The organism is Pseudomonas sp. MOIL14HWK12:I2, assembly GCF_000510745.1.
In the GTDB taxonomy this organism is placed as follows: Bacteria; Pseudomonadota; Gammaproteobacteria; order Pseudomonadales; family Pseudomonadaceae; genus Chryseomonas; species Chryseomonas oryzihabitans.
Map to the genome: position 1 here is coordinate 70852 of NZ_AZOA01000015.1, position 24557 is coordinate 95408.

Annotated in this window: 27 protein-coding genes; 16 read left to right on the forward strand and 11 right to left on the reverse strand. The window is 66.2% G+C overall.

Annotated features, from left to right (window positions below; genetic code table 11):
- Positions 1-44 precede the first annotated feature (44 nt).
- The 3 genes from PSK12I2_RS0114130 to rpmE all read right to left on the reverse strand — a co-directional run bounded on the left by PSK12I2_RS0114130 (position 45) and on the right by rpmE (position 2465).
- A complete protein-coding gene (locus tag PSK12I2_RS0114130; protein WP_027598917.1) occupies positions 45-1313 on the reverse strand; it encodes a malic enzyme-like NAD(P)-binding protein in 1269 nt (422 codons plus the stop codon).
- 112 nt (positions 1314-1425) lie between these two features.
- A complete protein-coding gene (locus PSK12I2_RS0114135; protein ID WP_037007728.1) occupies positions 1426-2250 on the reverse strand; it encodes a thermonuclease family protein in 825 nt (274 codons plus the stop codon).
- Positions 2250-2465: a 50S ribosomal protein L31 gene (gene rpmE / locus PSK12I2_RS0114140; protein ID WP_007161618.1), complete on the reverse strand. Its 216-nt coding sequence runs from the start codon at positions 2463-2465 to the stop codon at positions 2250-2252. The genes PSK12I2_RS0114135 and rpmE overlap by 1 nt, the downstream gene beginning before the upstream one ends.
- Before the next feature lie 157 nt (positions 2466-2622).
- Here rpmE and PSK12I2_RS0114145 point away from each other — a divergent pair, with 157 nt between their 5' ends.
- From PSK12I2_RS0114145 to PSK12I2_RS0114170, 6 genes are all read left to right on the forward strand, one after another.
- The gene (locus PSK12I2_RS0114145) at positions 2623-4836 is read left to right on the forward strand and encodes a primosomal protein N' (protein ID WP_027598919.1); all 2214 of its coding nucleotides are present in this window, start codon (positions 2623-2625) and stop codon (positions 4834-4836) included.
- A gap of 96 nt (positions 4837-4932) precedes the next feature.
- Complete coding sequence (gene argS, locus PSK12I2_RS0114150; protein WP_027598920.1) at positions 4933-6690, forward strand: arginine--tRNA ligase; 1758 nt, start codon at positions 4933-4935, stop codon at positions 6688-6690.
- An 18-nt stretch (positions 6691-6708) separates the two neighbouring features.
- Positions 6709-7449 carry an SPOR domain-containing protein gene (locus PSK12I2_RS0114155; protein ID WP_027598921.1) on the forward strand — a complete coding sequence of 247 codons (741 nt, stop codon included), beginning with the start codon at positions 6709-6711 and terminating at the stop codon, positions 7447-7449.
- 101 nt (positions 7450-7550) lie between these two features.
- Entirely contained in the window at positions 7551-8084 is a 534-nt protein-coding gene (gene hslV / locus PSK12I2_RS0114160) for an ATP-dependent protease subunit HslV (RefSeq protein WP_007161614.1), read from the forward strand.
- Positions 8085-8103: 19 nt separating this feature from the next.
- The gene (gene hslU / locus PSK12I2_RS0114165) at positions 8104-9453 is read left to right on the forward strand and encodes an ATP-dependent protease ATPase subunit HslU (RefSeq protein ID WP_007161613.1); all 1350 of its coding nucleotides are present in this window, start codon (positions 8104-8106) and stop codon (positions 9451-9453) included.
- Positions 9454-9597: 144 nt separating this feature from the next.
- Positions 9598-9969, forward strand: coding sequence for a gamma-butyrobetaine hydroxylase-like domain-containing protein (locus PSK12I2_RS0114170; protein ID WP_007161612.1), 372 nt, complete (start codon positions 9598-9600; stop codon positions 9967-9969).
- A gap of 6 nt (positions 9970-9975) precedes the next feature.
- On the opposite strand, the gene PSK12I2_RS0114175 is transcribed toward PSK12I2_RS0114170, so the two are convergent.
- Positions 9976-10254 carry a polyhydroxyalkanoic acid system family protein gene (locus PSK12I2_RS0114175; protein WP_027598922.1) on the reverse strand — a complete coding sequence of 93 codons (279 nt, stop codon included), beginning with the start codon at positions 10252-10254 and terminating at the stop codon, positions 9976-9978.
- 150 nt (positions 10255-10404) lie between these two features.
- On the opposite strand from PSK12I2_RS0114175, the gene ubiE reads away from it, so the two are divergent.
- From ubiE to PSK12I2_RS0114220, 9 genes are all read left to right on the forward strand, one after another.
- Positions 10405-11175, forward strand: coding sequence for a bifunctional demethylmenaquinone methyltransferase/2-methoxy-6-polyprenyl-1,4-benzoquinol methylase UbiE (gene ubiE / locus PSK12I2_RS0114180; RefSeq protein ID WP_007161610.1), 771 nt, complete (start codon positions 10405-10407; stop codon positions 11173-11175).
- Entirely contained in the window at positions 11175-11810 is a 636-nt protein-coding gene (locus tag PSK12I2_RS0114185) for an SCP2 domain-containing protein (protein ID WP_037007730.1), read from the forward strand. The genes ubiE and PSK12I2_RS0114185 overlap by 1 nt, the downstream gene beginning before the upstream one ends.
- Positions 11807-13405, forward strand: coding sequence for a ubiquinone biosynthesis regulatory protein kinase UbiB (gene ubiB / locus PSK12I2_RS0114190; RefSeq protein WP_007161608.1), 1599 nt, complete (start codon positions 11807-11809; stop codon positions 13403-13405). The genes PSK12I2_RS0114185 and ubiB overlap by 4 nt, the downstream gene beginning before the upstream one ends.
- 135 nt (positions 13406-13540) lie before the next feature.
- Positions 13541-13942, forward strand: a complete 402-nt coding sequence (hisI, locus tag PSK12I2_RS0114195) for a phosphoribosyl-AMP cyclohydrolase (protein WP_027598924.1) — start codon at positions 13541-13543, stop codon at positions 13940-13942.
- Positions 13935-14267, forward strand: a complete 333-nt coding sequence (locus PSK12I2_RS0114200; protein ID WP_007161606.1) for a phosphoribosyl-ATP diphosphatase — start codon at positions 13935-13937, stop codon at positions 14265-14267. The genes hisI and PSK12I2_RS0114200 overlap by 8 nt, the downstream gene beginning before the upstream one ends.
- A gap of 27 nt (positions 14268-14294) precedes the next feature.
- On the forward strand, positions 14295-14561 hold the full coding sequence (locus PSK12I2_RS0114205) for a twin-arginine translocase TatA/TatE family subunit (RefSeq protein ID WP_027598925.1): 267 nt from the start codon (positions 14295-14297) through the stop codon (positions 14559-14561).
- A 9-nt stretch (positions 14562-14570) separates the two neighbouring features.
- Positions 14571-14927: a Sec-independent protein translocase protein TatB gene (gene tatB / locus PSK12I2_RS0114210; protein ID WP_007161604.1), complete on the forward strand. Its 357-nt coding sequence runs from the start codon at positions 14571-14573 to the stop codon at positions 14925-14927.
- Positions 14924-15721, forward strand: coding sequence for a twin-arginine translocase subunit TatC (tatC, locus tag PSK12I2_RS0114215; protein ID WP_007161603.1), 798 nt, complete (start codon positions 14924-14926; stop codon positions 15719-15721). Before tatB ends, tatC begins: the two co-directional genes overlap by 4 nt.
- A complete protein-coding gene (locus PSK12I2_RS0114220) occupies positions 15718-16428 on the forward strand; it encodes a 16S rRNA (uracil(1498)-N(3))-methyltransferase (RefSeq protein WP_027598926.1) in 711 nt (236 codons plus the stop codon). Before tatC ends, PSK12I2_RS0114220 begins: the two co-directional genes overlap by 4 nt.
- Before the next feature lie 85 nt (positions 16429-16513).
- Here the strand turns inward: PSK12I2_RS0114220 and mdoH are convergent, their stop codons facing one another.
- The 4 genes from mdoH to pip form a co-directional block, all read right to left on the reverse strand.
- Entirely contained in the window at positions 16514-19111 is a 2598-nt protein-coding gene (mdoH, locus tag PSK12I2_RS0114225) for a glucans biosynthesis glucosyltransferase MdoH (RefSeq protein WP_027598927.1), read from the reverse strand.
- On the reverse strand, positions 19104-20624 hold the full coding sequence (locus PSK12I2_RS0114230; protein ID WP_027598928.1) for a glucan biosynthesis protein G: 1521 nt from the start codon (positions 20622-20624) through the stop codon (positions 19104-19106). The genes mdoH and PSK12I2_RS0114230 overlap by 8 nt, the downstream gene beginning before the upstream one ends.
- 213 nt (positions 20625-20837) lie before the next feature.
- Complete coding sequence (gene dtd / locus PSK12I2_RS0114235) at positions 20838-21275, reverse strand: D-aminoacyl-tRNA deacylase (protein WP_027598929.1); 438 nt, start codon at positions 21273-21275, stop codon at positions 20838-20840.
- Positions 21272-22237 (reverse strand): prolyl aminopeptidase, encoded by a 966-nt coding sequence (gene pip, locus PSK12I2_RS0114240; protein WP_027598930.1) that lies wholly within the window; start codon positions 22235-22237, stop codon positions 21272-21274. Before pip ends, dtd begins: the two co-directional genes overlap by 4 nt.
- A gap of 132 nt (positions 22238-22369) precedes the next feature.
- Here pip and PSK12I2_RS0114245 point away from each other — a divergent pair, with 132 nt between their 5' ends.
- A complete protein-coding gene (locus tag PSK12I2_RS0114245) occupies positions 22370-23173 on the forward strand; it encodes a hypothetical protein (RefSeq protein ID WP_027598931.1) in 804 nt (267 codons plus the stop codon).
- 17 nt (positions 23174-23190) lie between these two features.
- Here PSK12I2_RS0114245 and PSK12I2_RS0114250 read toward each other — a convergent pair whose 3' ends face one another.
- The 3 genes from PSK12I2_RS0114250 to PSK12I2_RS0114260 are packed head-to-tail and all read right to left on the reverse strand — an operon-like array spanning position 23191 to position 24516.
- Positions 23191-23685 (reverse strand): YbhB/YbcL family Raf kinase inhibitor-like protein, encoded by a 495-nt coding sequence (locus PSK12I2_RS0114250; RefSeq protein WP_027598932.1) that lies wholly within the window; start codon positions 23683-23685, stop codon positions 23191-23193.
- A gap of 16 nt (positions 23686-23701) precedes the next feature.
- Positions 23702-24265 carry a lipocalin family protein gene (locus PSK12I2_RS0114255; RefSeq protein WP_007161595.1) on the reverse strand — a complete coding sequence of 188 codons (564 nt, stop codon included), beginning with the start codon at positions 24263-24265 and terminating at the stop codon, positions 23702-23704.
- Complete coding sequence (locus PSK12I2_RS0114260; protein ID WP_007161594.1) at positions 24262-24516, reverse strand: hypothetical protein; 255 nt, start codon at positions 24514-24516, stop codon at positions 24262-24264. The genes PSK12I2_RS0114255 and PSK12I2_RS0114260 overlap by 4 nt, the downstream gene beginning before the upstream one ends.
- Between the last annotated feature and the right edge of the window lie 41 nt (positions 24517-24557).

Genomic DNA, 24557 nt, shown 5'->3' on the forward strand with positions numbered 1-24557 from the left:
ATAAAAAACCCCGCCGCGGCGGGGTTTTTTTATTGCTTCGGACCTTACTTGGCGAAGACGTCATCCACCGACTTCAGCGGATAGTTCGCCGGATAGGGCAGCGTGGCCACGCCGGTCTCGATGGCGGCCTTGGCCACGGCATCGGATACCAGGGTGATCAGGCGCGCATCCATCGGCTTGGGAATGATGTACTCGCGGCCGAAGCTCAGGCTGTCGACCTTGTAGGCTTCGCAGACTTCCTTGGGCACCGGCAGCTTGGCCAGGTCACGCAGGGCCAGGGCGGCGGCGATCTTCATTTCTTCGTTGATGACCCGGGCGCGGACGTCCAGGGCACCGCGGAAGATGAAGGGGAAGCCGAGGACGTTGTTGACCTGGTTCGGGTAGTCGGAACGACCGGTGGCCATGATCACGTCGTCGCGGGTGGCATGGGCCAGCTCGGGGGTGATTTCCGGATCCGGGTTGGAGCAGGCGAAGACGATGGGGTTGGCCGCCATGCGCTTGAGGCCTTCGGCCGACAGCAAGTTCGGGCCGGACAGACCGACGAAGACGTCGGCGCCCTCGAGGGCATCGTCCAGGGTGCGCTTGCTGGTCTCGGTGGCGAAGGCCGCCTTGTACTGGTTGAGGTCGTTGCGGCCGCTGTGGACCACGCCCTGACGGTCGATCATGTAGATGTTCTCGACCTTGGCGCCCATGCTGGCCAGGAGGCGCATGCAGGAGATGGCGGCGGCACCGGCACCCAGGCAGACGATCTTGGCGTCTTCCAGGCGCTTGCCGGCGATTTCCAGGGCGTTGAGCATGCCTGCAGCGGTGACGATGGCGGTGCCGTGCTGGTCATCGTGGAAGACCGGGATGTCGCACTGCTCGATCAGGGCACGCTCGATCTCGAAGCACTCGGGCGCCTTGATGTCTTCCAGGTTGATGCCACCGAAGGTGATGGAGATGCGCTTGACGGTGTCGATGAAGGCCTGGGGGCTCTCGGCGTCCACCTCGATGTCGAAGACGTCCACACCGGCGAAGCGCTTGAACAGCACACCCTTGCCTTCCATCACCGGCTTGGAGGCCAGCGGGCCGAGGTTGCCCAGGCCGAGGATGGCGGTACCGTCGGAGATCACGGCGACCAGGTTGCCCTTGCCGGTGTAGCGGTAGGCCAGTTCGGGATCGCGACCGATCTCGCGGACCGGTTCGGCGACGCCGGGGCTGTAGGCCAGGGACAGGTCGCGGGCGGTCGCGGTGGGCTTGGTCAGCTCGACGCTGAGTTTGCCGGGGCGCGGCTGGGCGTGGTATTCGAGGGCAGCGGTTTTGAGATCAGACATTATTGGTATATCCGCGTGGTGTGGGTCTTGGGTCGGGCGAGAATACGCAAAGACTCAAGGTGCCACAAGCAATCGGCCATATGCCTGAAATCAATCGCAATACGACTTTCGGCTAAAACGATTCAACCTGCAAACCCAGCATGTGCGGATCGCTCAAGGTCATCTGCCAGCGGGCGCGCCCCGCTTCCTGGCGCCGGCTGCGATCGGAAATCCAGCCCCGCGCCTCGAGCTGGCGGCCGACCCATTGATGCAGCGGCACGCCGTCGAAGGCCTCGACGAAGCGCTCGGGGACATTGACCACCAGATCGCCTTCGAACTGCAGCCAGAGGCCGCCGCGATTGCGTTCGACGTCCAGCAGACGCCCCTGCACCACGGCGAAACCGCCTTCCGCGATCCGGGTGGCGGGGGTCGGCGCCTGCTTCCAGACCCCGAGACGCGCCCGGCGCGCCTGGCTTTGCGCGGCGGCCTGACAATCGGCCAGCCGGATATTGGGCGCGATGGCGACGGCATAGCCGAGACCCTCGGCGATCAACCGGGCTTCAAGATTGTCGCCCTCGCGATCATAGAGATGTGCCAGGGTGCGGCCGTAATGGTCGGTCGCCTCGCTACCCGGCACCAGCCGCAGGCGCTCGTCGCTGGCCGCGACCAGTTCCTGCAGGCGCCGGCGCGCTGCCTCGGCATAGGGCTGGGCGGTACCGCCGGACTTGCCCAGCTCGGGCGCATTGACGCCGATCAGCCGGACCGAGCGGCCGTCGACCAGGCGCAGGGTATCGCCATCCACCACCTGCCGGACCATCACCTCCTGGCCACCAGGCAGCAGCGGGCACGCCGCCGCCAGGGCCGCGGGCGCGCCGGTCAGGCCAGAAACGAAAAAGGCGCCCCAGAGGGACGCCTTCTTCAGTGTCGAACCATGCGGAGATGGTCGACGGCAGCGCATTACTTGCTGCTGCCGAACACGCCGAAGCGCTGCTTGAAGCGGTCGATACGGCCGCCAGCGTCCAGGACCTTCTGCTTGCCGGTGTAGAACGGGTGGCATTCGGAGCAGACGTCCAGGTGAATGTTCTTGCTCAGGGTCGAGCGGGTCTTGATGACGTTGCCGCAGCTGCAGGTGGCTTCGATGGCATCGTACTGCGGATGGATATCAGCTTTCATGGGGCTATCCTCGGGGTCTAGCTGTGCCGCCACCCGGCGCCATTGCCGGATACCGCACAGATTTGGGCTGCAAATCATACCAGAGCAGCTAAGAGGTGCAAGCAGCCCCCACACCGCCCGTCTGCTACCATCGGGCTTTCCTCCTGCGAGCCCTGCCGTGCCCCTGATCCTGCGCCTGGCGCTGCCCTCCCCGCTGCGCCGCCTGTTCGACTATCTGCCGCCCAAGGGAGCGGTCGAGGAGCAGTTGCGCCCGGGCGTGCGGCTGCGGGTGCCCTTTGGCCGCCGCGAGGTGATCGGGGTCCTGATCGAGGTCGCCCAGGAGACCGAGGTGCCGGCGGACAAGCTGCGCAAGGCGCTGCAATTGCTCGACGAGCGTCCGCCACTGCCGAGCGCGCTGTTCGAACTCTGCCAGTGGTCCGCCCAGTACTATCAGCACAGCCTCGGCGACACCCTGAGCTGGGCACTTCCTGCCCTTTTGCGTCAGGGAGAACCGGCGGAGCGACGGCTGCAGCGCTTCTGGATCGCCCAACCCGACGCCCGCCCGGAAGACCCGCGCCTGGCCCGGGCGCCGCGCCAGCGCGAGGCGCTCAAGACCCTGCGCCAGCATCCCCATGGCGTGCTGCACGAATTGCTCGGCCAGCTCGGCCTGGTCAAGGACAGTCTGGACCTCCTGCAGGCCAAGGGCCTGGTCAAGGTGGAGACCCGCTATCACCAGCCGCATCGGCACCAGGGTGCCTGGCTCGCCCAGGCCGAACTGCCGCTCAACGGCGAGCAGCGCCTGGCCTACGAAGCGGTCCGCGCCGGCAGCGGCTTCCACTGTTATCTGCTGGAAGGGGTGACCGGCAGCGGCAAGACCGAGGTCTATCTGCAGCTGATCCGCGCCACCCTGGAAGCGGGACGCCAGGCCCTGCTGCTGATCCCCGAGATCAACCTGGGGCCCCAGACCCTGGGTCGCTTCGAACAACGCTTCAATGCGCGCATCGCCCTGCTGCATTCGGCGCTGACCGATCGCGAGCGCATGGACATCTGGCTGGCCGCCCGCGATGGCGAACTGGACATCGTGGTGGGCACCCGCTCGGCGCTGTTCACCCCGCTCAAACACCCCGGGCTGATCATCGTCGACGAAGAACACGACGCCTCCTATAAACAGCAGGAAGGCCTGAGGTACCACGCCCGCGACCTGGCGGTGGTCCGCGCGCGCTTCGAGAATCTACCGGTGCTGCTGGGTTCGGCCACGCCCTCGCTGGAAAGCCTGCACAACGCCGAGCAGGGGCGTTACGCCCATCTGCGTCTGTCACTCCGCGCCGGTGGCGCCCAGCCGCCGCGCTTCGAGCGCCTGGACGTGCGCAGTCGCCCCCTGGACAGCGGCCTGTCCCAACCGCTGCTCAAGGCCATGGGCGCGACCCTGGAACGCGGCCAGCAGGTGCTGGTGTTCCTCAATCGCCGCGGCTTCGCCCCCACCCTGCTCTGCCACGATTGCGGCTGGCTGGCCCAATGCCCGCGCTGCGACGCCCGCATGACCTATCACCGCGGCTCCGGCGAGTTGCGCTGCCACCATTGCGATCAGCGCCAGACGCCCCCGCGCCACTGCCCCTCCTGCGGCAAGCTCGACCTGCGCCCGGTGGGTGCCGGCACCGAACGCGCCGAGGAACGCCTGCAGCTGCTGTTCCCGGACGTCCCGGTGCTGCGCATCGACCGCGACACCACGGCGCGCAAGGACGCCCTGGGCAAGCTGCTGAGAACCATCCACAGCGGCGCGCCCTGCATCCTGGTCGGCACCCAGATGCTCGCCAAGGGGCACCACTTTCCCAAGGTGACCCTGGTCGCCGTGCTGGACGCCGACAGCGGGCTGTTTTCCGCCGACTTCCGCGCCAGCGAGCGCATGGCCCAGCAGATCGTCCAGGTGGCCGGCCGTGCCGGGCGCGCCGAGGAACCGGGCCAGGTGCTGATCCAGACCCATCTGGCCGATCATCCGCTCATGGTGCAACTGGCCGAGGAAGGCTATCCGGCCTTTGCCCGCCAGGCCCTGCAGGAACGCCGCGCCGCCGGCCTGCCGCCCTTCGCCTATCTGGCGCTGCTGCGTGCCGACGCCCATCGCCAGGATCAGGTGGAGAATTTTCTCGAGGCGGCCTATCACGTCGCCGAGGGCCTGGCGGTCAATCTCGCCCTGCCCCAGGTGGAGTTGCTTGGTCCGGTACCGGCGCCAATGGAAAGACGCGCCGGTCGCCATCGGGCCCAGTTGCTGCTGCAGAGCAGCAGTCGCGCGCCCCTGCACCGGCTGCTGGGCATCTGGGTCGTCCAGCTGGAAAGCCTGCCCGAAGCCCGCCAGGTGCGCTGGTCGCTGGATGTGGATCCCATCGATCTCTTCTAGTGGCATAGGCTTACCATTGGCAAGGCCGGGCTCGCCACGGATAATGCCGGGTTTTCATCGCAGTGCGCGCTCGGCGCACGCCGAAGGCCAAAGACCATGAAAGACAGCATCCGCCAGCTCATCCAGCACGCCCTCGACCGCCTGATCGCCGACGGCACCCTGCCGGCCGACGTGGCCCCGGCCATCCAGGTCGAGAACACCAAGGACAAGAGCCACGGCGATTTCGCCAGCAACGTCGCCCTGCTGCTGGCCAAACCGGCCCGGGCCAAGCCCCGTGACCTGGCCGAGAAGCTGCTGGCCGCCCTGCCCGCCGATCCGGCGGTGAGCAAGGTGGAGATCGCCGGCCCCGGCTTTCTCAACTTCTTCCAGAATCATGCGCAACTGGCCGCGCGGCTGGATGCGGCCTTCGCCGATCCGCACCTGGGCGTGCCCAGCCACGAGCCGCGTCAGCGCGTGGTGGTGGACCTCTCCTCGCCGAACCTGGCCAAGGAGATGCACGTCGGTCACCTGAGATCCACCATCATTGGTGATGCCGTGGCGCGGGTGCTGGAATTCCTCGGCGACGAGGTGATCCGCCAGAACCACGTGGGTGACTGGGGTACCCAGTTCGGCATGCTGCTGGCCTACCTGGAAGAGCAGCCCCAGGCCGCCGAAGGCGAGCTGGCCGATCTCGAGGTGTTCTATCGCGCCGCCAAGGGCCGCTTCGACGCCTCGCCGGAATTCGCCGCTCGCGCCCGCGAACTGGTGGTGGCGCTGCAGGCGGGTGATGCCCACTGCCTGCGGCTCTGGGAGCGATTCAATGCCGTCTCCCTGTCCCACTGCCAGGAGGTCTACGATCGCCTCAACGTCAAGCTGACCCCGGCCGACGTCAAGGGCGAGAGCGCCTACAACGACGATCTGGCGCAAGTGGTGGCCGATCTGGACGCCGCCGGTCTGCTCACCGAGAGCGACGGCGCCCGTTGCGTCTTCCTCGACGAATTCAAGAACGCCGAGGGCAATCCGCTGCCGGTGATCGTACAGAAGGCCGGCGGTGGCTATCTCTATTCCACCACCGACCTGGCCGCCATGCGCTATCGCAGCCGCCAGCTGCACGCCGATCGCGCGCTCTACTTCGTCGATCAGCGCCAGGCCCTGCACTTCCAGATGGCCTTTGAGGTGGCGCGCCGCGCCGGTTTCGTCGATGCGGCCATGGACCTCGAGCACATGGGCTTCGGCACCATGAACGGCGCCGATGGCCGTCCGTTCAAGACCCGCGACGGTGGCACCGTCAAGCTGGTCGACCTGCTCGACGAAGCCGAGGAACGTGCCTACCAGCTGGTCAAGGAGCGCAATGCCGGTCGCGCCGAGCGTGGCGAGGCGCCCTTCAGCGAGGACGAATTGCGCCACATCGGCCGCGTGGTGGGCATCGCCTCGGTCAAGTACGCCGACCTGTCCAAGCACCGTACCAGCGACTACAGCTTCAACTTCGAACAGATGCTCAGCTTCGAGGGCAACACCGCGCCCTATCTGCTGTATGCCTACACCCGCGTCGCCAGCGTGCTGCGCAAGGCCGAGCAGAACGACCCCGCCGGCAGCATCCGCCTGGACGCGCCCCAGGAGCAGGACCTCGGCGGGCGTCTGGCGCAATTCGGCGAGATCCTCGCCAGCGTTGCCGACAAGGGCACCCCGCACCTGCTGTGCAGCTACCTCTATGACCTGGCCGGCCTGTTCTCCAGTTTCTACGAGAATTGCCCGATCCTGACCGCCGAGGACGCCGCCCTGCGCCAGAGCCGCCTGCGGCTGGCCGCCCTGACCGGGCGCACCCTCAAGCAGGGTCTGGAACTGCTTGGCCTGCACACCCTGGAACGCATGTAAGAGACGGATCACCGCCTGATGGCCACCAAGAAAGCCCCACCCAAGCGCGGCGCCAGTCGCAACACCTCGGCTCCCAAGAAACAGCCCCTGCCCGGCTGGGTCTGGCTCGCGTCGGGTCTGGCCATCGGGGCCTTCGTGGTGTTCCTGATGAAGCTCGAACCGGGCAACAAGGCGGTGCAGCGCGCCAAGCCGGAAGAGGGTCACCCGGCCGCCGCGGCGGGCAACGGCAAGCCAGCCGCGACCGCCGCTGGCAAGACCGAGGGCACGCCGCCCACGCCGATCAAGCCCAAGTACGATTTCTATACCCTGCTGCCGGAATCCGAGGTGATCGTGCCGCCGGATGCCGTGCCGCGCAATCCGGCCGCCAAGCCGGCCACCCCGGCCAAGCCGGATGCCGCCGCGACCCCGGCGCAACCCGGCCAGGCGGCCACGGCGACACCGGCCACGCCCGCGACCACGCCGGGCCAGCCGGCCGCCACGCCGCCCAAGGAAGCCACCACCAAGGCCCAGCCGCCGGTGACGCTGTTCTTCCTCCAGGCCGGGTCCTTCCGCACCCAGGCCGATGCCGACCGGGTCCGCGCCCAGATCATCATGCTTGGCCAGGACGTGCGGGTAGAGTCGGGCAAGGTCAAGGACGACACCTGGTACCGGGTACTGGTCGGTCCCTACAGCGATCGCGACCAGCTGACCCAAGCGCAGAAACAGCTCGCCGGCAGCGGCTTCAAGAATCTGTTGCTGCAACAGCGACGCGGTCACTGATCGGAGCAATCCCTCGCCGCGGCGCTTGAAGGGCGTCGCGGCCATCCCCATATCTCCGCGTAACCGGGGCTGACTGCCCCAAGCAACGCGGAGAGATTCCCTTGACCACCATCGTTTCTGTACGCCGCAACGGCAAGGTCGTGATCGGCGGCGACGGCCAGGTTTCCCTGGGCAATACCGTCATGAAAGGCAACGCCAAGAAAGTCCGGCGGCTGTACCGGGGCGAGGTGCTGGCCGGTTTCGCCGGCGGTACCGCCGACGCCTTTACCCTCTTCGAGCGCTTCGAGGCGCAACTCGAGAAGCACCAGGGCCACCTGGTCCGGGCCGCCGTCGAGCTGGCCAAGGACTGGCGCACCGACCGCGCCCTGCGCCGCCTGGAAGCCATGCTGGCGGTCGCCAACAAGGACGCCTCCCTGATCATCACCGGCAATGGCGACGTGGTGGAGCCCGAAGAAGGCCTGATCGCCATGGGTTCCGGTGGCGCCTATGCCCAGGCCGCCGCCCGCGCCCTGCTCATGCACACCGACCTGGGTGCGCGCGAGATCGCCGAGACCGCCCTGAATATCGCCGGTGACATCTGCGTGTTCACCAACCGCAACCTGACCATCGAGGAGCTGGACGCGCCCCAGGCGTGATCCGGTTTAGAGACTGCCCATGTCCATGACCCCCCGCGAGATCGTCCACGAACTCAATCGCCACATCATCGGCCAGGACGACGCCAAGCGCGCCGTGGCCATCGCCCTGCGCAACCGCTGGCGGCGCATGCAGCTGCCGGTCGAGCTGCGCCCCGAGGTCACGCCCAAGAACATCCTGATGATCGGCCCAACGGGTGTGGGCAAGACCGAAATCGCCCGCCGCCTGGCCAAGCTGGCCAATGCGCCCTTCCTCAAGGTGGAAGCCACCAAGTTCACCGAGGTCGGCTATGTCGGCCGCGACGTCGAGTCCATCATCCGTGACCTCGCCGATGCCGCGGTGAAGATGCTGCGCGAGCAGGAGATGGTGCGTAACCGCCATCGCGCCGAAGACGCCGCCGAAGAGCGCATCCTCGATGCCCTGCTGCCGCCGGCGCGTCCCTCGGTAGGCTTCAGCAACGAACCCCAGCCGGCGTCGACCGATAGCAACACCCGCCAGCTGTTCCGCAAGCGCCTGCGCGAAGGCCAGCTGGATGACAAGGAAATCGACATCGAGGTAGCCGATGCCCCTGCCGGCGTCGAGATCATGACCCCGCCCGGCATGGAGGAGATGACCAGCCAGCTGCAGAATCTCTTCGCTGGCATGCACAAGGGCAAGACCAAGCAGCGCAAGCTCAAGGTCAAGGAAGCGCTCAAGCTGGTGCGTGACGAGGAAGCCGCCCGTCTGGTCAACGAAGAAGAACTCAAGGGCCGCGCCCTAGAAGCCGTCGAACAGCACGGCATCGTCTTCATCGACGAGATCGACAAGGTCGCCAAGCGCGGCAACACCAGCGGTGCCGACGTCTCCCGCGAAGGCGTGCAGCGCGACCTGCTGCCGCTGATCGAGGGCTGCACCGTCAACACCAAGCTGGGCATGGTCAAGACCGACCATATCCTGTTCATCGCCTCGGGCGCCTTCCACCTGTCCAAGCCCAGCGATCTGGTGCCGGAGCTGCAGGGTCGTCTGCCGATCCGCGTCGAACTCAAGGCGCTGACCCCGCAGGACTTCGAGCGCATCCTCACCGAGCCGCACGCCTCGCTCACCGAGCAGTATCGCGAGCTGCTCAAGACCGAGGGGCTGCACGTGGACTTTGCCGCCGACGGCATCACCCGCATCGCCGAGATCGCCTGGCAGGTCAACGAGAAGACCGAGAACATCGGTGCCCGGCGCCTGCACACCCTGCTGGAGCGCCTGCTCGAAGAGGTGTCCTTCAGCGCCGCCGACCTCGCCGGCCAGCAGAATGGCGAGCCCATCGTCATCGACGCGGCCTATGTGAACGGCCACCTGGGCGAACTGGCCCAGGACGAAGACCTGTCGCGCTATATACTGTAACGGTAGGTTTGGTGCATTCGTGATCGCGGCCATCGGCCGCTCCTACAGAAGACATCGAACCCTGTAGGAGCGGCCGCATCGGCGGACCGCCATGGCCGCGATGGCCTCAGGCAAAGACTGCAAAACCGCTCAGAGAACCTCACCATGCGTACTCCCACCGCCATCCAGCTCCACAAGGCTTCGAAGACCCTCAGCGTCAGCTATGGCGCGGAAACCTTCGAGCTGCCCGCCGAATTCCTGCGCGTGCACTCGCCCTCGGCCGAGGTCCAGGGACACGGCAATCCGGTATTGCAGTGGGGCAAGCAGCAGGTCGGCATCAGCGCCGTCGAACCGGCCGGGCGCTACGCCATCAAGCTGACCTTCGACGACGGCCACGACAGCGGCCTGTTCAGCTGGGACTATCTCTATGAACTGGGCAGTCGCCGCGACGCGCTCTGGGCCGACTACCTGGAACAACTGGCCCGCGCCGGCAAGACGCGGGACCCGCATGTCAGCGCGGTCAAGCTGATGCTCTGAGCGGACTCAGGCCGCCAGGGCCTTGTCCAGCTTGCGCTCGATTTCCTTCTCGATCTGGCCACTGAGCATCGAGAACATCATGCCCAGGGTCGCCAGCACCCGCACCCGGTCCTCACCCACCTCGATCCGCCCATCCACGCCGCTGCGCGTGAACTTCAGGGTATCGCCTTCCCAGGCGCAGGCCACCCCATAGTCGCGCGTGAGTTTTTCCGCCAGCTGGTCGGTCTTCTGGCGAACGCTTTCCAGGCCGAGCGAATGGCTGCGTTCGATGGTGATCTGGGACATCGGGGAACTCCGGATAAGGGGCCCTGACTATAGCGAGGGCCCGGCACCTCGCCAATCGCGAGAACCGAGCGGTCAGCCAGGTTTTAGCCAGGCAAGCCGGGCGATCCCCCTGCTAGAATGCCCTCTTGTCCCTGTCCCAGGTGTAGCCCCATGAGCGATCCGCGCAAAGGCCCCGAGGCCGAATCCCAGACCCACTTCGGCTACCAGAGCGTTCCGGAGAGCCAGAAGGCTTACAAGGTCGCGGAAGTCTTCCATTCGGTCGCGGCCAAGTACGATGTGATGAACGACCTGATGTCGGCGGGCATCCACCGGCTGTGGAAGAGATTCACCATCGAACTCTCCGGCGTGCGCCGCGGCAACCGGGTGTTGGACATCGCCGGCGGTACCGGCGACCTGACCAAGCAGTTCGCCCGCCTGGTCGGCCCCACCGGCGAGGTGGTCCTGGCCGACATCAACGATTCCATGCTCAGGGTCGGACGCGACCGCCTGCTCGACGAAGGCGTCGCCAGCAACGTGCGCTTCGTCCAGGCCGATGCCGAGAAGCTGCCCTTCCCCGACAACCACTTCGACTGCATCACCATCGCCTTCGGTCTGCGCAACGTCACCCACAAGGACCAGGCGCTGGCCTCCATGCTGCGCGTGCTCAAGCCCGGCGGCCGGCTGCTGGTGCTGGAATTCTCCAAGCCCACCAATCCGCTGGTGTCCAAGGCCTATGACGCCTACTCCTTCGGCTTCCTGCCGCTGATGGGCAAGCTGGTGGCCGGTGACGCCGACAGCTATCGCTACCTGGCCGAATCCATCCGCATGCACCCCGACCAGCAGACCCTCAAGGCCATGATGGAAGAGACCGGCTTCGCCCGGGTGACCTTCCACAACATGACTGGCGGCGTGGTCGCCCTGCACCGCGGCATCAAGCCCTGATGGCCCTCGTCACCCAGGCGTTGCTGGCCGCGCTGGAGCGTGGCCTGAATCCGCTGTTGGCGCTGGATCCGGTGGCGCTGCCGCGACTGGCCGGCCTGACCGGGCGGGTGATCGCGGTCCAGACCCGGCAACCGGCGTTGCGCCTCTACATCCTGCCCGCGGGTGACGGCCTGCACTTCGCCGCCCATCACGAGGGCGACATCGACTGCACCCTGAGCGCCCCGGCGACGCGCCTGGCCGAGCTGGCCCTGGCCCGCGACAAGCAGCGGGTGCTGCACCAGCCGGACGTCCGCCTGGAAGGCGACAGCACCCTGCTGATCGAGCTGTCCGACATCCTGCAGAAGCTGGAGCTGGACTGGCAGCACGAGGTCAGTCGCTGGCTCGGCCCGCTGCCCGCGGCGCTGCTCGGCGATCTGGCCCGGCGTGGCCAGGCCCTTGGCGAACAGAGTCGTGACAGTCTGCAGCTGACGCTGTCCAACTGGCTGAACGAAGAGAGTCGTCAGCTGGTCGGCCGCCTGGAAGGCGAGGCCCGCTTCGCCGAGATCGATGCCCTGCGCCTGGACGTGGATCGTCTCGACGCCCGTCTCGCCCGCCTGGGCACCGCCCGCAACGCCAGGGATAACCCCGACGAATGAAGCTGTTCGCTGCCCTCAACCGCCTGTTGCGGATCTTCTTCGTGGTGATCCGCTATCGGCTGGACGACATCGTCTACGCCCTGCCGCTGCCTTGGTACCTGCGCGCCACCCGCTATGTGCTGCCCTGGCGCTGGCTGCCGCGGCCGAGCAAGACCCTGCCGCGCGGCGCCCGCCTGCGCCTGGCGCTGGAAGGCCTGGGCCCGGTGTTCGTCAAGTTCGGCCAGATCCTCTCCACCCGCCGCGACCTCATGCCCGAGGATATCGCCGACGAACTGATGTTCCTGCAGGACAAGGTCCCGCCCTTTCCACCGGAAAAGGCCGTGGCGCTTATCGAGTCGCAACTCGGCGTCCCCATCAAGCAGGCCTTCGCCCGTTTCGACCACCAGCCGCTGGCCTCGGCCTCGGTGGCTCAGGTGCATGCCGCCCAGCTGCGTACCGGCGAAGAGGTGGTGGTCAAGGTGGTACGGCCCGGCCTGAAGGGCATCATCAGCCAGGACATCGCCTGGCTGTTCCTGCTGGCGCGCATGGCCGAGCGGCTGTCCGCCGAAGCCCGCCGCCTGCACCCGATGGACGTGGTCAGCGACTACGAGAAGACCATCTACGACGAACTGGACCTCCTGCGCGAAGCCGCCAACTCTAGCCAACTCAGACGCAATTTCGACGGCTCCGAGCGCCTCTATGTGCCCCAGGTGTACTGGGACTGGTGCCGCGAGCGGGTGCTGGTCATGGAGCGCATCTACGGCATCCCGGTGACCGACCTGGCCGCGCTGCGCGACCAGGGCACCGACTTCAAGCTGCTGGCCGAGCGCGGCGTGGAGATCTTCTTCACCCAGGTGTTCCGCGACAGCTTCTTCCATGCCGACATGCACCCGGGCAACATCTTCGTCAGCACCGCCAAGCCGTGGGATCCGCTCTACATCGCCGTGGACTGCGGCATCATCGGCAGCCTGACCCCCGAGGACCAGGACTACCTGGCGCGCAACCTCTGGGCCTTCTTCCAGCGCGACTACCGCAAGGTCGCCCAGCTGCACATCGACTCCGGCTGGGTGCCGGCCAACACCCAGGTCAACGAACTGGAAGCGGCCATCCGCACCGTCTGCGAACCCATCTTCGAGAAGCCGCTCAAGGACATCTCCTTCGGCCAGCTGCTGCTGCGGCTGTTCCAGGTGGCACGCCGCTTCAACATGGAAATCCAGCCGCAGCTGGTGCTGCTGCAGAAGACCCTGCTCAACATCGAAGGCCTGGGCCGCCAGCTCTATCCGGACCTGGACCTCTGGTCCACCGCCAAGCCCTATTTGGAAAAGTGGATGCGCAAGCGGCTGAGTCCGCCCCAGGTCGCCCGCAACATCCAGCAGCAACTGGAGCAGATCCCGCATCTGGCGCAGATGGCCCGCGACACCCTGGAACGCATCACTCAGCCCCACCGCAAGGACCCGCCCAATCCCTGGGGGGATCGCCGCGACGACTGGATCGTGCGCGTCATAGGCGCGGTGCTGCTGGTGGGCGCCGCCCAGCTGGGTCTCGAACCCCAGCCCCATGCCTGGCCGGCCTGGGCCATGCTGGTCGGCGGCCTGGTTCTGGTGATCAGGCGCTGAACTCCTTAAGCTGTAACCGTCCTGTCATTTTTATCGGGCGAAATACACGCCCTCAGCCACTGGTGCCCTGCCGCTGTATTCGAGCCGCGTCTTGTGCGAGGCTGGTACCCTAAATTCGTAGTACTGAACAGACCGATGAGCGACTGGTTAGACGAGATCCACTGGAACAGCGATGGCCTGGTACCGGCCATCGCCCAGGACCCCACCTCGGGGCGCATCCTGATGATGGCCTGGATGAACCGCGAATCCCTGGCCCTGACCGCTGCCGAAGGCCGTGCCGTCTACTGGTCGCGTTCGCGCAACCGGCTGTGGCGCAAGGGCGAGGAATCCGGGCACGTGCAGCGCGTCATCGAGCTGCGCCTGGATTGCGATGCCGACGTGGTGGTGCTGCAGGTGGAACAGCTCGGTGGCATCGCCTGCCATACCGGCCGGGAAAGCTGCTTCTATCGCGTGTTGCGCGAGGGCCAGTGGGAGACCGTCGATCCGGTGGTCAAGGACCCCTGTGCCATCTATGCCGGAGGGCACGGCCATGACTGACACCCTCGCGCGCCTGGCGCAGGTGCTGGAAGAACGCAAGCAGGCCGCCCCGGACTCCTCCTATGTGGCCAGCCTCTACCACAAGGGTCTGAACAAGATCCTGGAAAAGGTCGGCGAAGAAAGCGTCGAGACCATTCTCGCCGCTAAGGACGCCGCCATCAGCCAGCAATACGACGACGTCATCTACGAGACCGCCGACCTCTGGTTCCACAGCCTGATCATGCTCTCGGCCCTGGGCCAGCATCCCCAGGCCGTGCTGGACGAGCTGGATCGTCGTTTCGGCCTCTCCGGGCATGCCGAAAAGGCCGCCCGCACTCAATCCTGACCCCAAGCTTCGCAACGAGGAAAGACCATGGGTATCTTCGACTGGAAACACTGGATCGTCATCCTGCTCGTCGTGGTGATCGTCTTTGGCACCAAACGCCTGAAGCATCTGGGCTCCGACGTGGGCGAAGCCATCAAGGGCTTCCGCAAGGCCATGCACACTGACGAGGACGACAAAGCCGAACAGCCGGCGTCCACCGCCAGCACGGCCAACCCGAACGCGCCCCTGAATCGTCCCCAGACCTTCGATGCCGAGCACCGCAAGGTCGAAGAGCCGGTGGTGCGCAAGGACTAAGGCCCCGCCATGTTCGGAATCAGCTTTCCCGAAATGATGCTGGTGGGGTTCGTCGCCCTGCTGGTGCTGGGCCCGGAACGCCTGCCCGGTGCTGCGCGCACCGCGGGTCTGTGGATCGGTCGCCTGAGGCGCAGCTTCAACAGCATCCGCCAGGAAGTGGAGCGCGAGATCGGCGCTGACGAAATTCGCCAGCAGCTGCGCAACGAGCATATCCTGTCCATGGAACAGCGCGACAACCGGCCCAAGCCTGCCGCCTCCACCCCGGAAGCTCAGACCCCACCGGCCGCCGTTGCTCCGCCCATGCCCCAGGACGTGGTTGCCGAACGCCCGCAGGATCCGCCCCAGACGCCGCCAAGAGCACCATGAGCGACAAGCCTTCCGAACACGATGACCAGGAAATGCCCCTGGTCTCGCACCTCACCGAATTGCGCACCCGCATCCTCCGATGCGTGCTGGCGACCTTTCTGATCTTTCTCGGGCTGTTCTACTTCGCCCAGAAGATCTATGCCTTCGCCTCCGAGCCGATCCGCCGCGTCCTTCCCGAGGGCGCGACCATGATCTCCACGGACGTCACCTCGCCGTTCCTCGCGCCCTTCAAGCTGACGCTGGTGGTGTCGCTGTTCATCGCCATGCCGGTGATCCTGCACCAGGTCTGGGGGTTCGTCGCGCCCGGGCTCTATCGTCACGAGAAGAAGGTCGCCATCCCGCTGCTGATCTCCAGCATCGTGCTGTTCTACGCCGGCATGGCCTTCGCCTACTTCCTGGTGTTCCCGATCATCTTCCACTTCTTCAGCAGCATCACGCCGGAAGGCGCCATGATGATGCCGGATCTGAACGCCTACCTGGATTTCATCCTGACGCTGTTCTTCGCCTTTGGCGTCGCCTTCGAGATTCCGGTGGCCACCGTGCTGCTGATCTGGATCGGCGTGGTCGACGTGGCCTACCTGAAGAAGATCCGCCCCTACGTCATCATCGGCTGTTTCGTGGTCGGCATGATCCTGACCCCGCCGGACGTCTTCTCCCAGACCATGCTGGCCGTGCCCATGTGGCTGCTGTTCGAGATCGGCCTGCTGTTCGGCCGCTTCGTGCAGAAGCGCGAGCGCCCGCTGGCCGACGAAGACGCCGCCCCCGAAGCCCAGCCGCCCGCCGAACGTCCGTGAATCTGATCCTGCTCGAAGCGGCCGACTTCACGGCCGCTGACCGGGTCGTGCTGCGCGATCCGCGCCGTCTCGCCCATCTGCGCGAGGTCCACCAGGCGGCCGCTGGCGACCGGATGCGCGTCGGCCTGCTGGATGGTCTGATGGGTTCCGGCCAGATCGAGTCCCTCGACGCCGGCCAGGCCTGCCTGACCGTCACCCTCGACCAGCCACCGCCGGCCAAGCTGCCGCTCACCCTGCTGCTGGCCCTGCCCCGTCCCAAGATGCTGCGCCGGGTACTGCAGACGGTGTCCGCCATGGGCGTCGCGCGCCTGGTGCTGCTGAACAGCTACCGGGTGGAAAAGAGCTTCTGGCAGACCCCGTTCCTGGAGCCCGCGGCTATCGAGGAGCAATTGCGCCTGGGACTGGAGCAGGCCCGGGACACGGTGCTGCCGGAGGTGCTGATCGAAAAGCGATTCAAGCCCTTCGTCGAGGATCGCCTGCCCGCGCTCGCCGCCGGCACCCGCGGCCTGGTCGGTCATCCGGGCAACTACCCAGCCTGTCCTCGCGCCCTCAGCGAGCCCGTGACGCTGGCGATCGGTCCCGAGGGCGGCTGGATACCCTATGAGGTCGAAAAGCTGCAGGAAGCGGGTCTGGCGCCCGTACAGCTCGGTGAGCGCATCCTGCGCGTCGAGAACGCCGTACCCGCCCTCCTCGCCCGCCTGTTCTAGCCCGCCTGTCTTAGTCCGATCAGGGACAAGAAAAAGCCCCGGCGTCTCGCGACACCGGGGCTTTTTCAATGCGCGGAGCGCCGCCTCAGGAGGCGGGCCGCGGGGTCAGGCTGGCCGGACTGGCTGCGGCATCCGCGGCCGAGTCGCTGTGGGAGCGCGGCCGCAGGGTGGCGTAGGCGTCCCGCCAGTTGCGGTGCTCTTCGGCCTTCCAGACCTGCAGGTGCAGTTGCGCCATGCCGTCCGGGTCGCTGAGCAGACGCCACTGGTCGTCACCCTTGGTCTTTTCCGGACCGGCGGCCAGGACCCGGGCCACCCGCTCTTCGCGCAGCCGGCGCGCCGGCTCCACCACCTTGCCGTGGCGACCGCGGGCCATGCCGATGGCCAGGGCATTGAGCACCGGATCGACGGTGGCGCGCAGGAAGCCCCTGGTCAGGGCGTTGCGGTTGTTCAGGTGCAGGTACTCGTCGGTCGCCACCAGCTCGCGCGGCGGTGCGTACTCTTCCGGGATCAGGAACAGGTGATGGCGGCGACTGCCCAGACCCAGGTTGGTCCGGCTGGAAATCACCGACACCGGTGCCGACAGGATCAGCGACACCACGATGGGCGACAGCCACCAGAGGAAGCGCGGATCCAGCCAGGCCACGCCGGCGGTCCAGATCAGACCGAGCAGCATCTGCGAACCATGGCGGCGGAAGGCTTCGCTCCAGGGCGTGTCGTTGTCGTCCCGCTGGGGCGAATTCCACTGCACCGACCAGCCCAGGAAGGCGGCGGTCACGAACACCGTGTGGAACAGCATCCGCACCGGTGCCAGCAGCACCGAGAAGAGCATCTCCAGCATCATGGAAAGGAACAGCCGCAGGCCGCCACCGAATTCCTTGGCGCCCTTGGCGATGATCAGCACCACGCTGAGCAGCTTGGGCAGGAACAGCAGGATCAGGGTGGTGGAGAACAGCGCGATGGCCTGCTCCGGATGCCACTGGGGCCAGACCGGGAACAGCTGGCGGGGCTGGAAGAAGTACTGGGGCTCCAGCAGCTTGTGGATCGCCAAGAGCGCCGTGGACAGCACCAGGAAGAGGAACCACAGCGGCGCCGACAGGTAGGACATCACCCCGGTGAGGAACACCGCGCGGTGTACCGGGTGCATGCCCTTGACCAGGAACAGCCGGAAGTTCATCAGGTTGCCATGGCACCAGCGACGGTCACGCTTGAGTTCGTCCAGCAGGTTGGGCGGCAGTTCTTCGTAGCTGCCCGGCAGGTCGTAGGCGATCCACACGCCCCAGCCGGAACGCCGCATCAGCGCCGCTTCGACGAAGTCGTGAGAGAGAATCGCACCGGCGAACGAACCCGTGCCCGGCAGCGGGGCCAGGGCGCAGTGGTCGATGAACGGCTTGACCCGGATGATGGCGTTGTGGCCCCAGTAGTGGGATTCACCCAGCTGCCAGAAGTGCAGGCCGGCGGTGAACAGCGGTCCGTACACGCGGGTGGCGAACTGCTGCAGGCGCGCGTACAGGGTGTCCATGCCGGACGCCTTGGGCGCGGTCTGGATGATGCCGGCACGCGGATTGGCCTCCATCAGCCGGACCAGGCTGGCCAGGCATTCGCCGCTCATGACGCTGTCGGCGTCGAGCACCACCATGTACTTGTACTGGCTGCCCCAGCGACGGCAGAAGTCGTCGATGTTGCCGCTCTTGCGTTTCACCCGACGACGACGACGGCGATAGAAGATGTGGCCGAAGCCACCAACCTCGCGGCACAGCTCCAGCCAGGCCTTTTCTTCGGCTACGCATTTGTCCGGATCGTTGCTGTCGCTAAGGATGAAGAAGTCGAAGTGCTCCAGCTCGCCGCTGGCGCGGACCGACTCGTAGGTGGCGCGCAGACCGGCGAATACCCGTGGCACGTCTTCGTTGGCGATGGGCATCACCAGGGCGGTACGCGACTGGGGATCGATCGGCTCGGTGCCGGTGGAGCTGGCCGAGATGCTGTACTTGTCGCGGCCGCTGAGCAGTTGCCAGAAGCCCATCAGAGCGGTCCAGAAACCGGCGGACACCCAGCAGAACAGCAGGGCGAAGAGCAGCAGGATGCTGGTCTGCACCACATAGGGCAGTACCTGGCGGATGGACTCGCCCCAGCCCTGACGATAAACCTCGCCGAGATCGACCAGCGCCCAGCCCTGATAGGGCAGCACGGCCTTCATGTACCAGGTGGCGATGCCGGTCTGCACCAGCATCAGGATCAGCAGGATGAAGCGCCGGAAGGAACCGACCTTGCGCCAGTGCGCATGGGCATCGGCTTCGGGATCGGGTTGCCAGCGGCTGTGATCCTTGCGGCCGAGCAGCCGCTTCCAGCTCCGCGCCACGGGATTGGTGCGCCAGGGATCGGGCACCATCATGGAGCGGGTCATGGGCGGGGTGGCCTTGATGAAGACGCGACCCTGGGCATCGCTGCCCAGCAGCTCGCCATCCTCCAGGGTATCGTCCCAACCGGCGGCCAGACGCGCTTCGGTGGAGGCGATCACCGCCTCGGCACCCTGGGCGCCTTCGCCGCGGGCACCGGCCAGTTGCCGGTGCAGCGACTCGACGTCCGCCGTCTGGTCCAGCACCTGCCGTTGCCCGGCGGGCAACGGCAGGTGTTCGAGGTAGTCGCCAGCAGCGGCGACCGAGGTATCGCGGGTGGTGTTATTCATTGGCAGGTAGCTGGTAAGTCCAGGTTTCGCTGAGCGGTTTGTCACCCTGGGCGAGGTTGGCGCGCATTTCCACCGGCTTGGTCTGATCCTTGACCTTGAGTCTCAAGGTCAGGCGATAGCCCTTGGTAACCGGGTTGTAGCGCACAGAGTTCTCGACCAGTTCACCGTTGGCATCCAGGCTGACCTGGGAGCCGACCTGCGAATCCTCGGGCAGGTCATCGAGGTTCGGACCTTCGAAGTCGATGATGTAGGCCAGGCTGCCATCGGTCTGGCGCACCAGGTTGGACTGGCGCACGTCACCGGTGGACAGACGGGTCTGGGAGACCCAGGCCAGGTCCTTGGTGTGCAGGTTGGGTTCGTCGGTGGTGAAGTGCAGGCGATAGCTGACATCGATCGGCTGGCCCTTCTCCGGCAGGGTGTCCGGCGTCCAGAAGGCCACGATGTTGTCGTTGGTCTCGTCCGGGGTAGGGATTTCCACCAGCTCGACGTGACCCTTGCCCCAGTCGCCCTTGGGCTCTACCCAGCCGCTGGGACGCTTGTCGTAGCGCTCGTCCAGGTCCTGGTACTTGTAGAACTCGTGGCCACGCTGCAGCAGGCCGAAACCGCGCGGATTCTCGATGGTGTAGGTGCTGACCGACAGGCGGCGCGGGTTGTTCAGCGGACGCCACAGCCACTCGCCGTTGCCGGCATGGATGGCCAGACCGTTGGAGTCGTGCAGTGCCGGACGATAGTTGACCTGGGCGCTCGGCTGGTTGGGGCCGAACAGGTACATGCTGGTCAACGGCGCGATACCCAGCTTGTTGACGTTGTCGCGCAGGAACACCTTGGCTTCGACGTCGACGGTGCTGTCCTTGCCGGGAGTCAGCACGAAGCGATAGGCACCGGTGGCGCGCGGCGAATCGAGCAGCGCATAGATCACCAGGTTGCGGCGATCCGACTGGGGCTGTTCGACCCAGAATTCGGTGAAGCGCGGAAATTCCTCGCCGGACGGCAGCGCGGTGTCGATGGCCAGGCCACGGGCGGACAGGCCATAGACCTGGTTCTTGCCGATCACGCGGAAATAGCTGGCGCCGAGCATGGTCATCAGCTCGTCATGCTTGTCCGCCTTGTTCAGCGGATAGAGCACCTTGAATCCGGCGAAGCCGAGATCCTTGAGCTGGGCCTGGTCGACCTGCAGGTTACCGAAGTTGAACATCGAGGGATCGTATTTGATCTCTTCGACATTGTTGGCGGTGACCTCGTTGATCTTCACCGGCACGCTGTAGTGCATGCCCTCGTGATAGAAATTCAGGCGGAAGGGCGTCTTGGCATCCTTCCAGTAGGCCTTGTCCTGATTGAAGGTGATCTGCTGATAGTCGGCATACTTCATGCCGCTGAAGGATGCGGGCAGGTTGCTCTTGGGCGCGACGAATTTCTGGCCGGAGAGTTCTTTGGCCTTGGCGGCCACGTCGTCCAGGCTGAAGGCCAGGGCCTGGGCACTTAACAGACCCAGAGCGACGGAGAGCCCGATCAGGGCGAAGCCCTGCTTGCCCGGCTTAACTTTGGAATGAGATAACACGCAGCCTCCTAAATCAGCGTACGAATACGTTTGGCGACGGGTGGTCGCGAAACGGATAGGCAGAGGTCCGACTCCCGCAGGGGTCAATGATTCCCCAGTTGGACGACCGTTCAAACTCGAACTGCGCAATCATAGACACTTGGCAGGGCGCTGTAAGGGGCGCCCTCACTAAATCGACAATAAAAATGTCACTGGTCCGTCGTTGACCAGGGAAACCTGCATGTCGGCGCCAAAACGACCGGTCTGGACCTCGGGATGAAGGTCGCGGGCGAGGCCTACCAGATGGTTGAACAGCCGCTCGCCCTGGGCCGGTGGCGCGGCGCTGGAAAAGCTCGGCCGGCGGCCGCTGCGGGTATCGGCGGCCAGGGTGAACTGGGAGACCAGCAGCAAGCCGCCGCCGACGTCCTGCAGGGACAGATTCATGCGCTGCTCGCCGTCGGCGAACACCCGGTACTCCAGCAGTCGCTTGAGCATGCGACTGCAGACGGCCTCGTCATCCGCCGGCTCGATACCGACCAGGACCAGCAGGCCCGCGCCTATGGCGCCGACCGTATGGCCCTCAACCTCGACGCTGGCGCGGCTGACCCTTTGCAGCAGCGCCTTCACTCGGCCTCCTGGGGCAGATCGAGCAGCTGGCGGGCGATCTGGTCGGTCGCCCGCACCAGGGCGTCGCAGATACCGGGCTCGCTGGCCGCATGACCGGCGTCGCGGATGATCTGCAATTCGCTGCCCGGCCAGGCGTGGTGCAGGGCCCAGGCATTGTCCAGCGGGCAGACCATGTCGTAGCGGCCGTGCACGATCACCGCCGGGATATGGGCGATCCGGGGCATGTCGCGCAGGAGCTGGTCGGGTTCGAGGAAGGCATCGTTGATGAAGTAGTGGCACTCGATGCGGGCGATGGCCAGGGCGTGCTCGCTGAATTTCTCCAGCACGTCGGGATTGGGCCTCAGGGTCACCGTACGCCCCTCCCAGCAGGACCAGGCGCGCGCGGCGGACATCTGTGCCAGTTCGTCCGGACCGGTCAGGCGGCGATAGTAGGCCTGGATGAGGTTGCCGCGCTCTTCCTCGGCGATGGGGTGCAGATAGTCCTGCCAGAAATCGGGAAACAGCCGGCTCGCGCCTTCCTGGTAGAACCACTGCAGATCCACCGGGCGGCAGAGAAAGATGCCGCGCAGGACCATGGCCTTGACCCGCTCGGGATGGCGCTGGGCATAGGCCAGCGCCAGGGTCGACCCCCAGGAGCCACCGAACAGCACCCATTGCTCGATGCCCAGGTGTTCGCGCAGGCGCTCGATGTCCTCGACCAGGTGCCAGGTGGTGTTGTTCTCCAGGCTGGCATAGGGCGTGGAGCGACCGCAGCCGCGCTGATCGAAGGTGACGATGCGGTAGAGATTGGGATCGAAGAAGCGCCGGCTCAGGCGATCGCATCCGGAGCCGGGTCCGCCATGGATGAACAGCACCGGCAGACCATCCGGCGAGCCGCTCTCATCGACATAGAGCACATGGGGCGCTTCGACGGCCAGCTCGTGGCGGGCGTAAGGCTTGATTTCCGGATACAGATTCAGCATGTCGCGCTCCGCGGGGCAGGGTCGGCCCCTTCATCATAGACCTGCACCTTACCGGGTTTCCACGCTACCCGGGCTTGCTTCACGTCCAGTGGCACCCGCACCATCGACGGCCAGTCGCCCGAGGAGATCGCCATGTCCCATGCCAAGCTGCAGTTGCTGCTGATCGATCCGCAAAACGATTTCTGCGACCTGCCGGGTGCGGCCCTGCCGGTGCCCGGTGCGGTGGCCGGGCTGCAGCGCGTCGCGGCCCTGATCGAGCGCCTGGGTGCCCGCCTCAGCGGGGTGCAGGTGACCCTGGACTCCCATCAACCGCTGCACATCGCCCATCCGCACAGCTGGCAGGATGCCCAGGGCCAGCCACCGGCGCCCTTTACCCAGATCGGTGCGGACGAGGTGGCCAGCGGTCGCTGGCAGACCCGTGATCCAGCCGAACGTGCCCGGGCGCTGGCCTATGTGCAGGCGCTGGAAGCCGGGAATCGCTATCGCCTGGTGATCTGGCCGGAGCACTGCCTGGTGGGCGGCTGGGGCCATGGGGTGCAGCAGGATGTCCATCAGGCGCTCAATGCCTGGGGCCGGCAGCAGGGACGCCTGGTGGATTTCATCGCCAAGGGCAGCAATCCCCATACCGAACATTATTCGGCGCTGCGCGCCGAGGTCCCGGATCCGGCGGACCCGGGCACCGCGGTGGACGCTGGCCTGATCGCCCGCCTCCAGGCGACCGATACCCTGTTGATCGCCGGCGAGGCGCTTTCGCACTGCGTGGCCAGCACCGTTCGCGATCTGCTGGAATTCTGGCCGCGGGAGAGGCGCCAGGACCTGGTGCTGCTGACCGACTGCAGTCATTCGGTACCGGGCTTCGAAGCCCAGGGCGACGCCTTCCTCGCCGAGATGCGCGCCGCCGGCATCCGCCTGGCGACCTCGACGGACGTGCTCTAGCCCGTCCGTCCGCGGCCCTACTTGATCTCGTAGAGACCGGTGTAGGTCGCCGAAGCCAGCTGGTTGAGGTGGATCATGAAGCGACCGACCGCATTGGTCGCGTCCGCCGGCACCGGCAGCTGATCGACCTTGAGCGCATGCAGCTGGAAGATGTAGCAGTGCGGCTTGTCACCCTTGGGCGGCGCCGCGCCGCCGAAGCCGCGGGTGCCATAGTCGTTGATCAGCTGCAGGGCGCCCGCCGGCAGACCCGAGCCATCGGCGCGGCCGGCGTCTTCCGCCAGGCCCTGGGTACCGACCGGGATGTTGACCACCACCCAGTGCCAGAACCCACTGCCGGTGGGGGCGTCCGGATCGTAGACGGTCAGCGCCAGGCTCTTGGTATCCGCCGGCAGATCGGACCACTGCAGCGCGGGCGAGATGTTGTCGCCGTGGGCACCGAAGTCGGCCACGTCGAATTCGTGGCGCTTGGGCATGAAGGCGTTGTCGGAAAAGGCATCGGTCCAGAGTTTCACGGAGAGCTCCTGTGGCCTAGGGCATGTGGGCGTCGGTCTCGCGCCAGACCAGACGATTGAGGTTGTAGCCCTTCTCGCGAGCGATGCGCAGCAGCTTTTCGCTCTGCGCCGCGGAAATGTCGGGCTTGCGCGCCAGCAACCAGAGGTACTTGCGATCCGGACTGCCGACCAGGGCGGTCTTGTAGTCGTCGTCGACATAGAGGATCCAGTAGGGTCCCTTGGCGACGTTGGGCAGGACACCGCTGAACCAGGTGTCGAAGCGCACTTCCAGGCGATCGGTCACGCCCGGCTTGATCGGGGTGGCGGTACCGGTGGCTTCCTCCACCTTGCCGTCCAGGGTACGGCAGCGGTTGAACACGGCGACCGAGCCGTCGGCCATGACGTGATAGTTGGCTTCGGACTGGGCGCACTTGCGCTGGAAGAACATCGGCAGCCGTGCCACCTCGTACCAGTGTCCCTGGTAGCGCTGCAGGTCGACATTGCCCGCGGTGAGCGGCGGGACTTCGCGCGGGCCGCTGGCGCAGGCCGCGAGCAGTCCGGCGGCACCCGCCAGCAGTAGCAGTTTGGTAGAGGTTTTCATCGCAGACCCTGCCCGGCGAACATCGCCACCTTATCGTTGAGATACTGCACGCTGATGAAGGAGCCGCGATCGCCCCAGGTACAGGTGGTGACGCCCAGGGCACCCGCGCATTCCGTGGGTGCACCCAGGATCTGCTCCACCTCGGCCTTGGTCTGGCCGGCCTTGAGCCGGGAATAGTTTTCCTGATTGACCTTGCCGCAGCCGGCCAGCATCAGACTGCCCACCAGCAACAGCGCCAAGCGCCCTTTCATACCTCTGCTCCTCCATCCTGACGGCAAGGCTATAGAGCCCG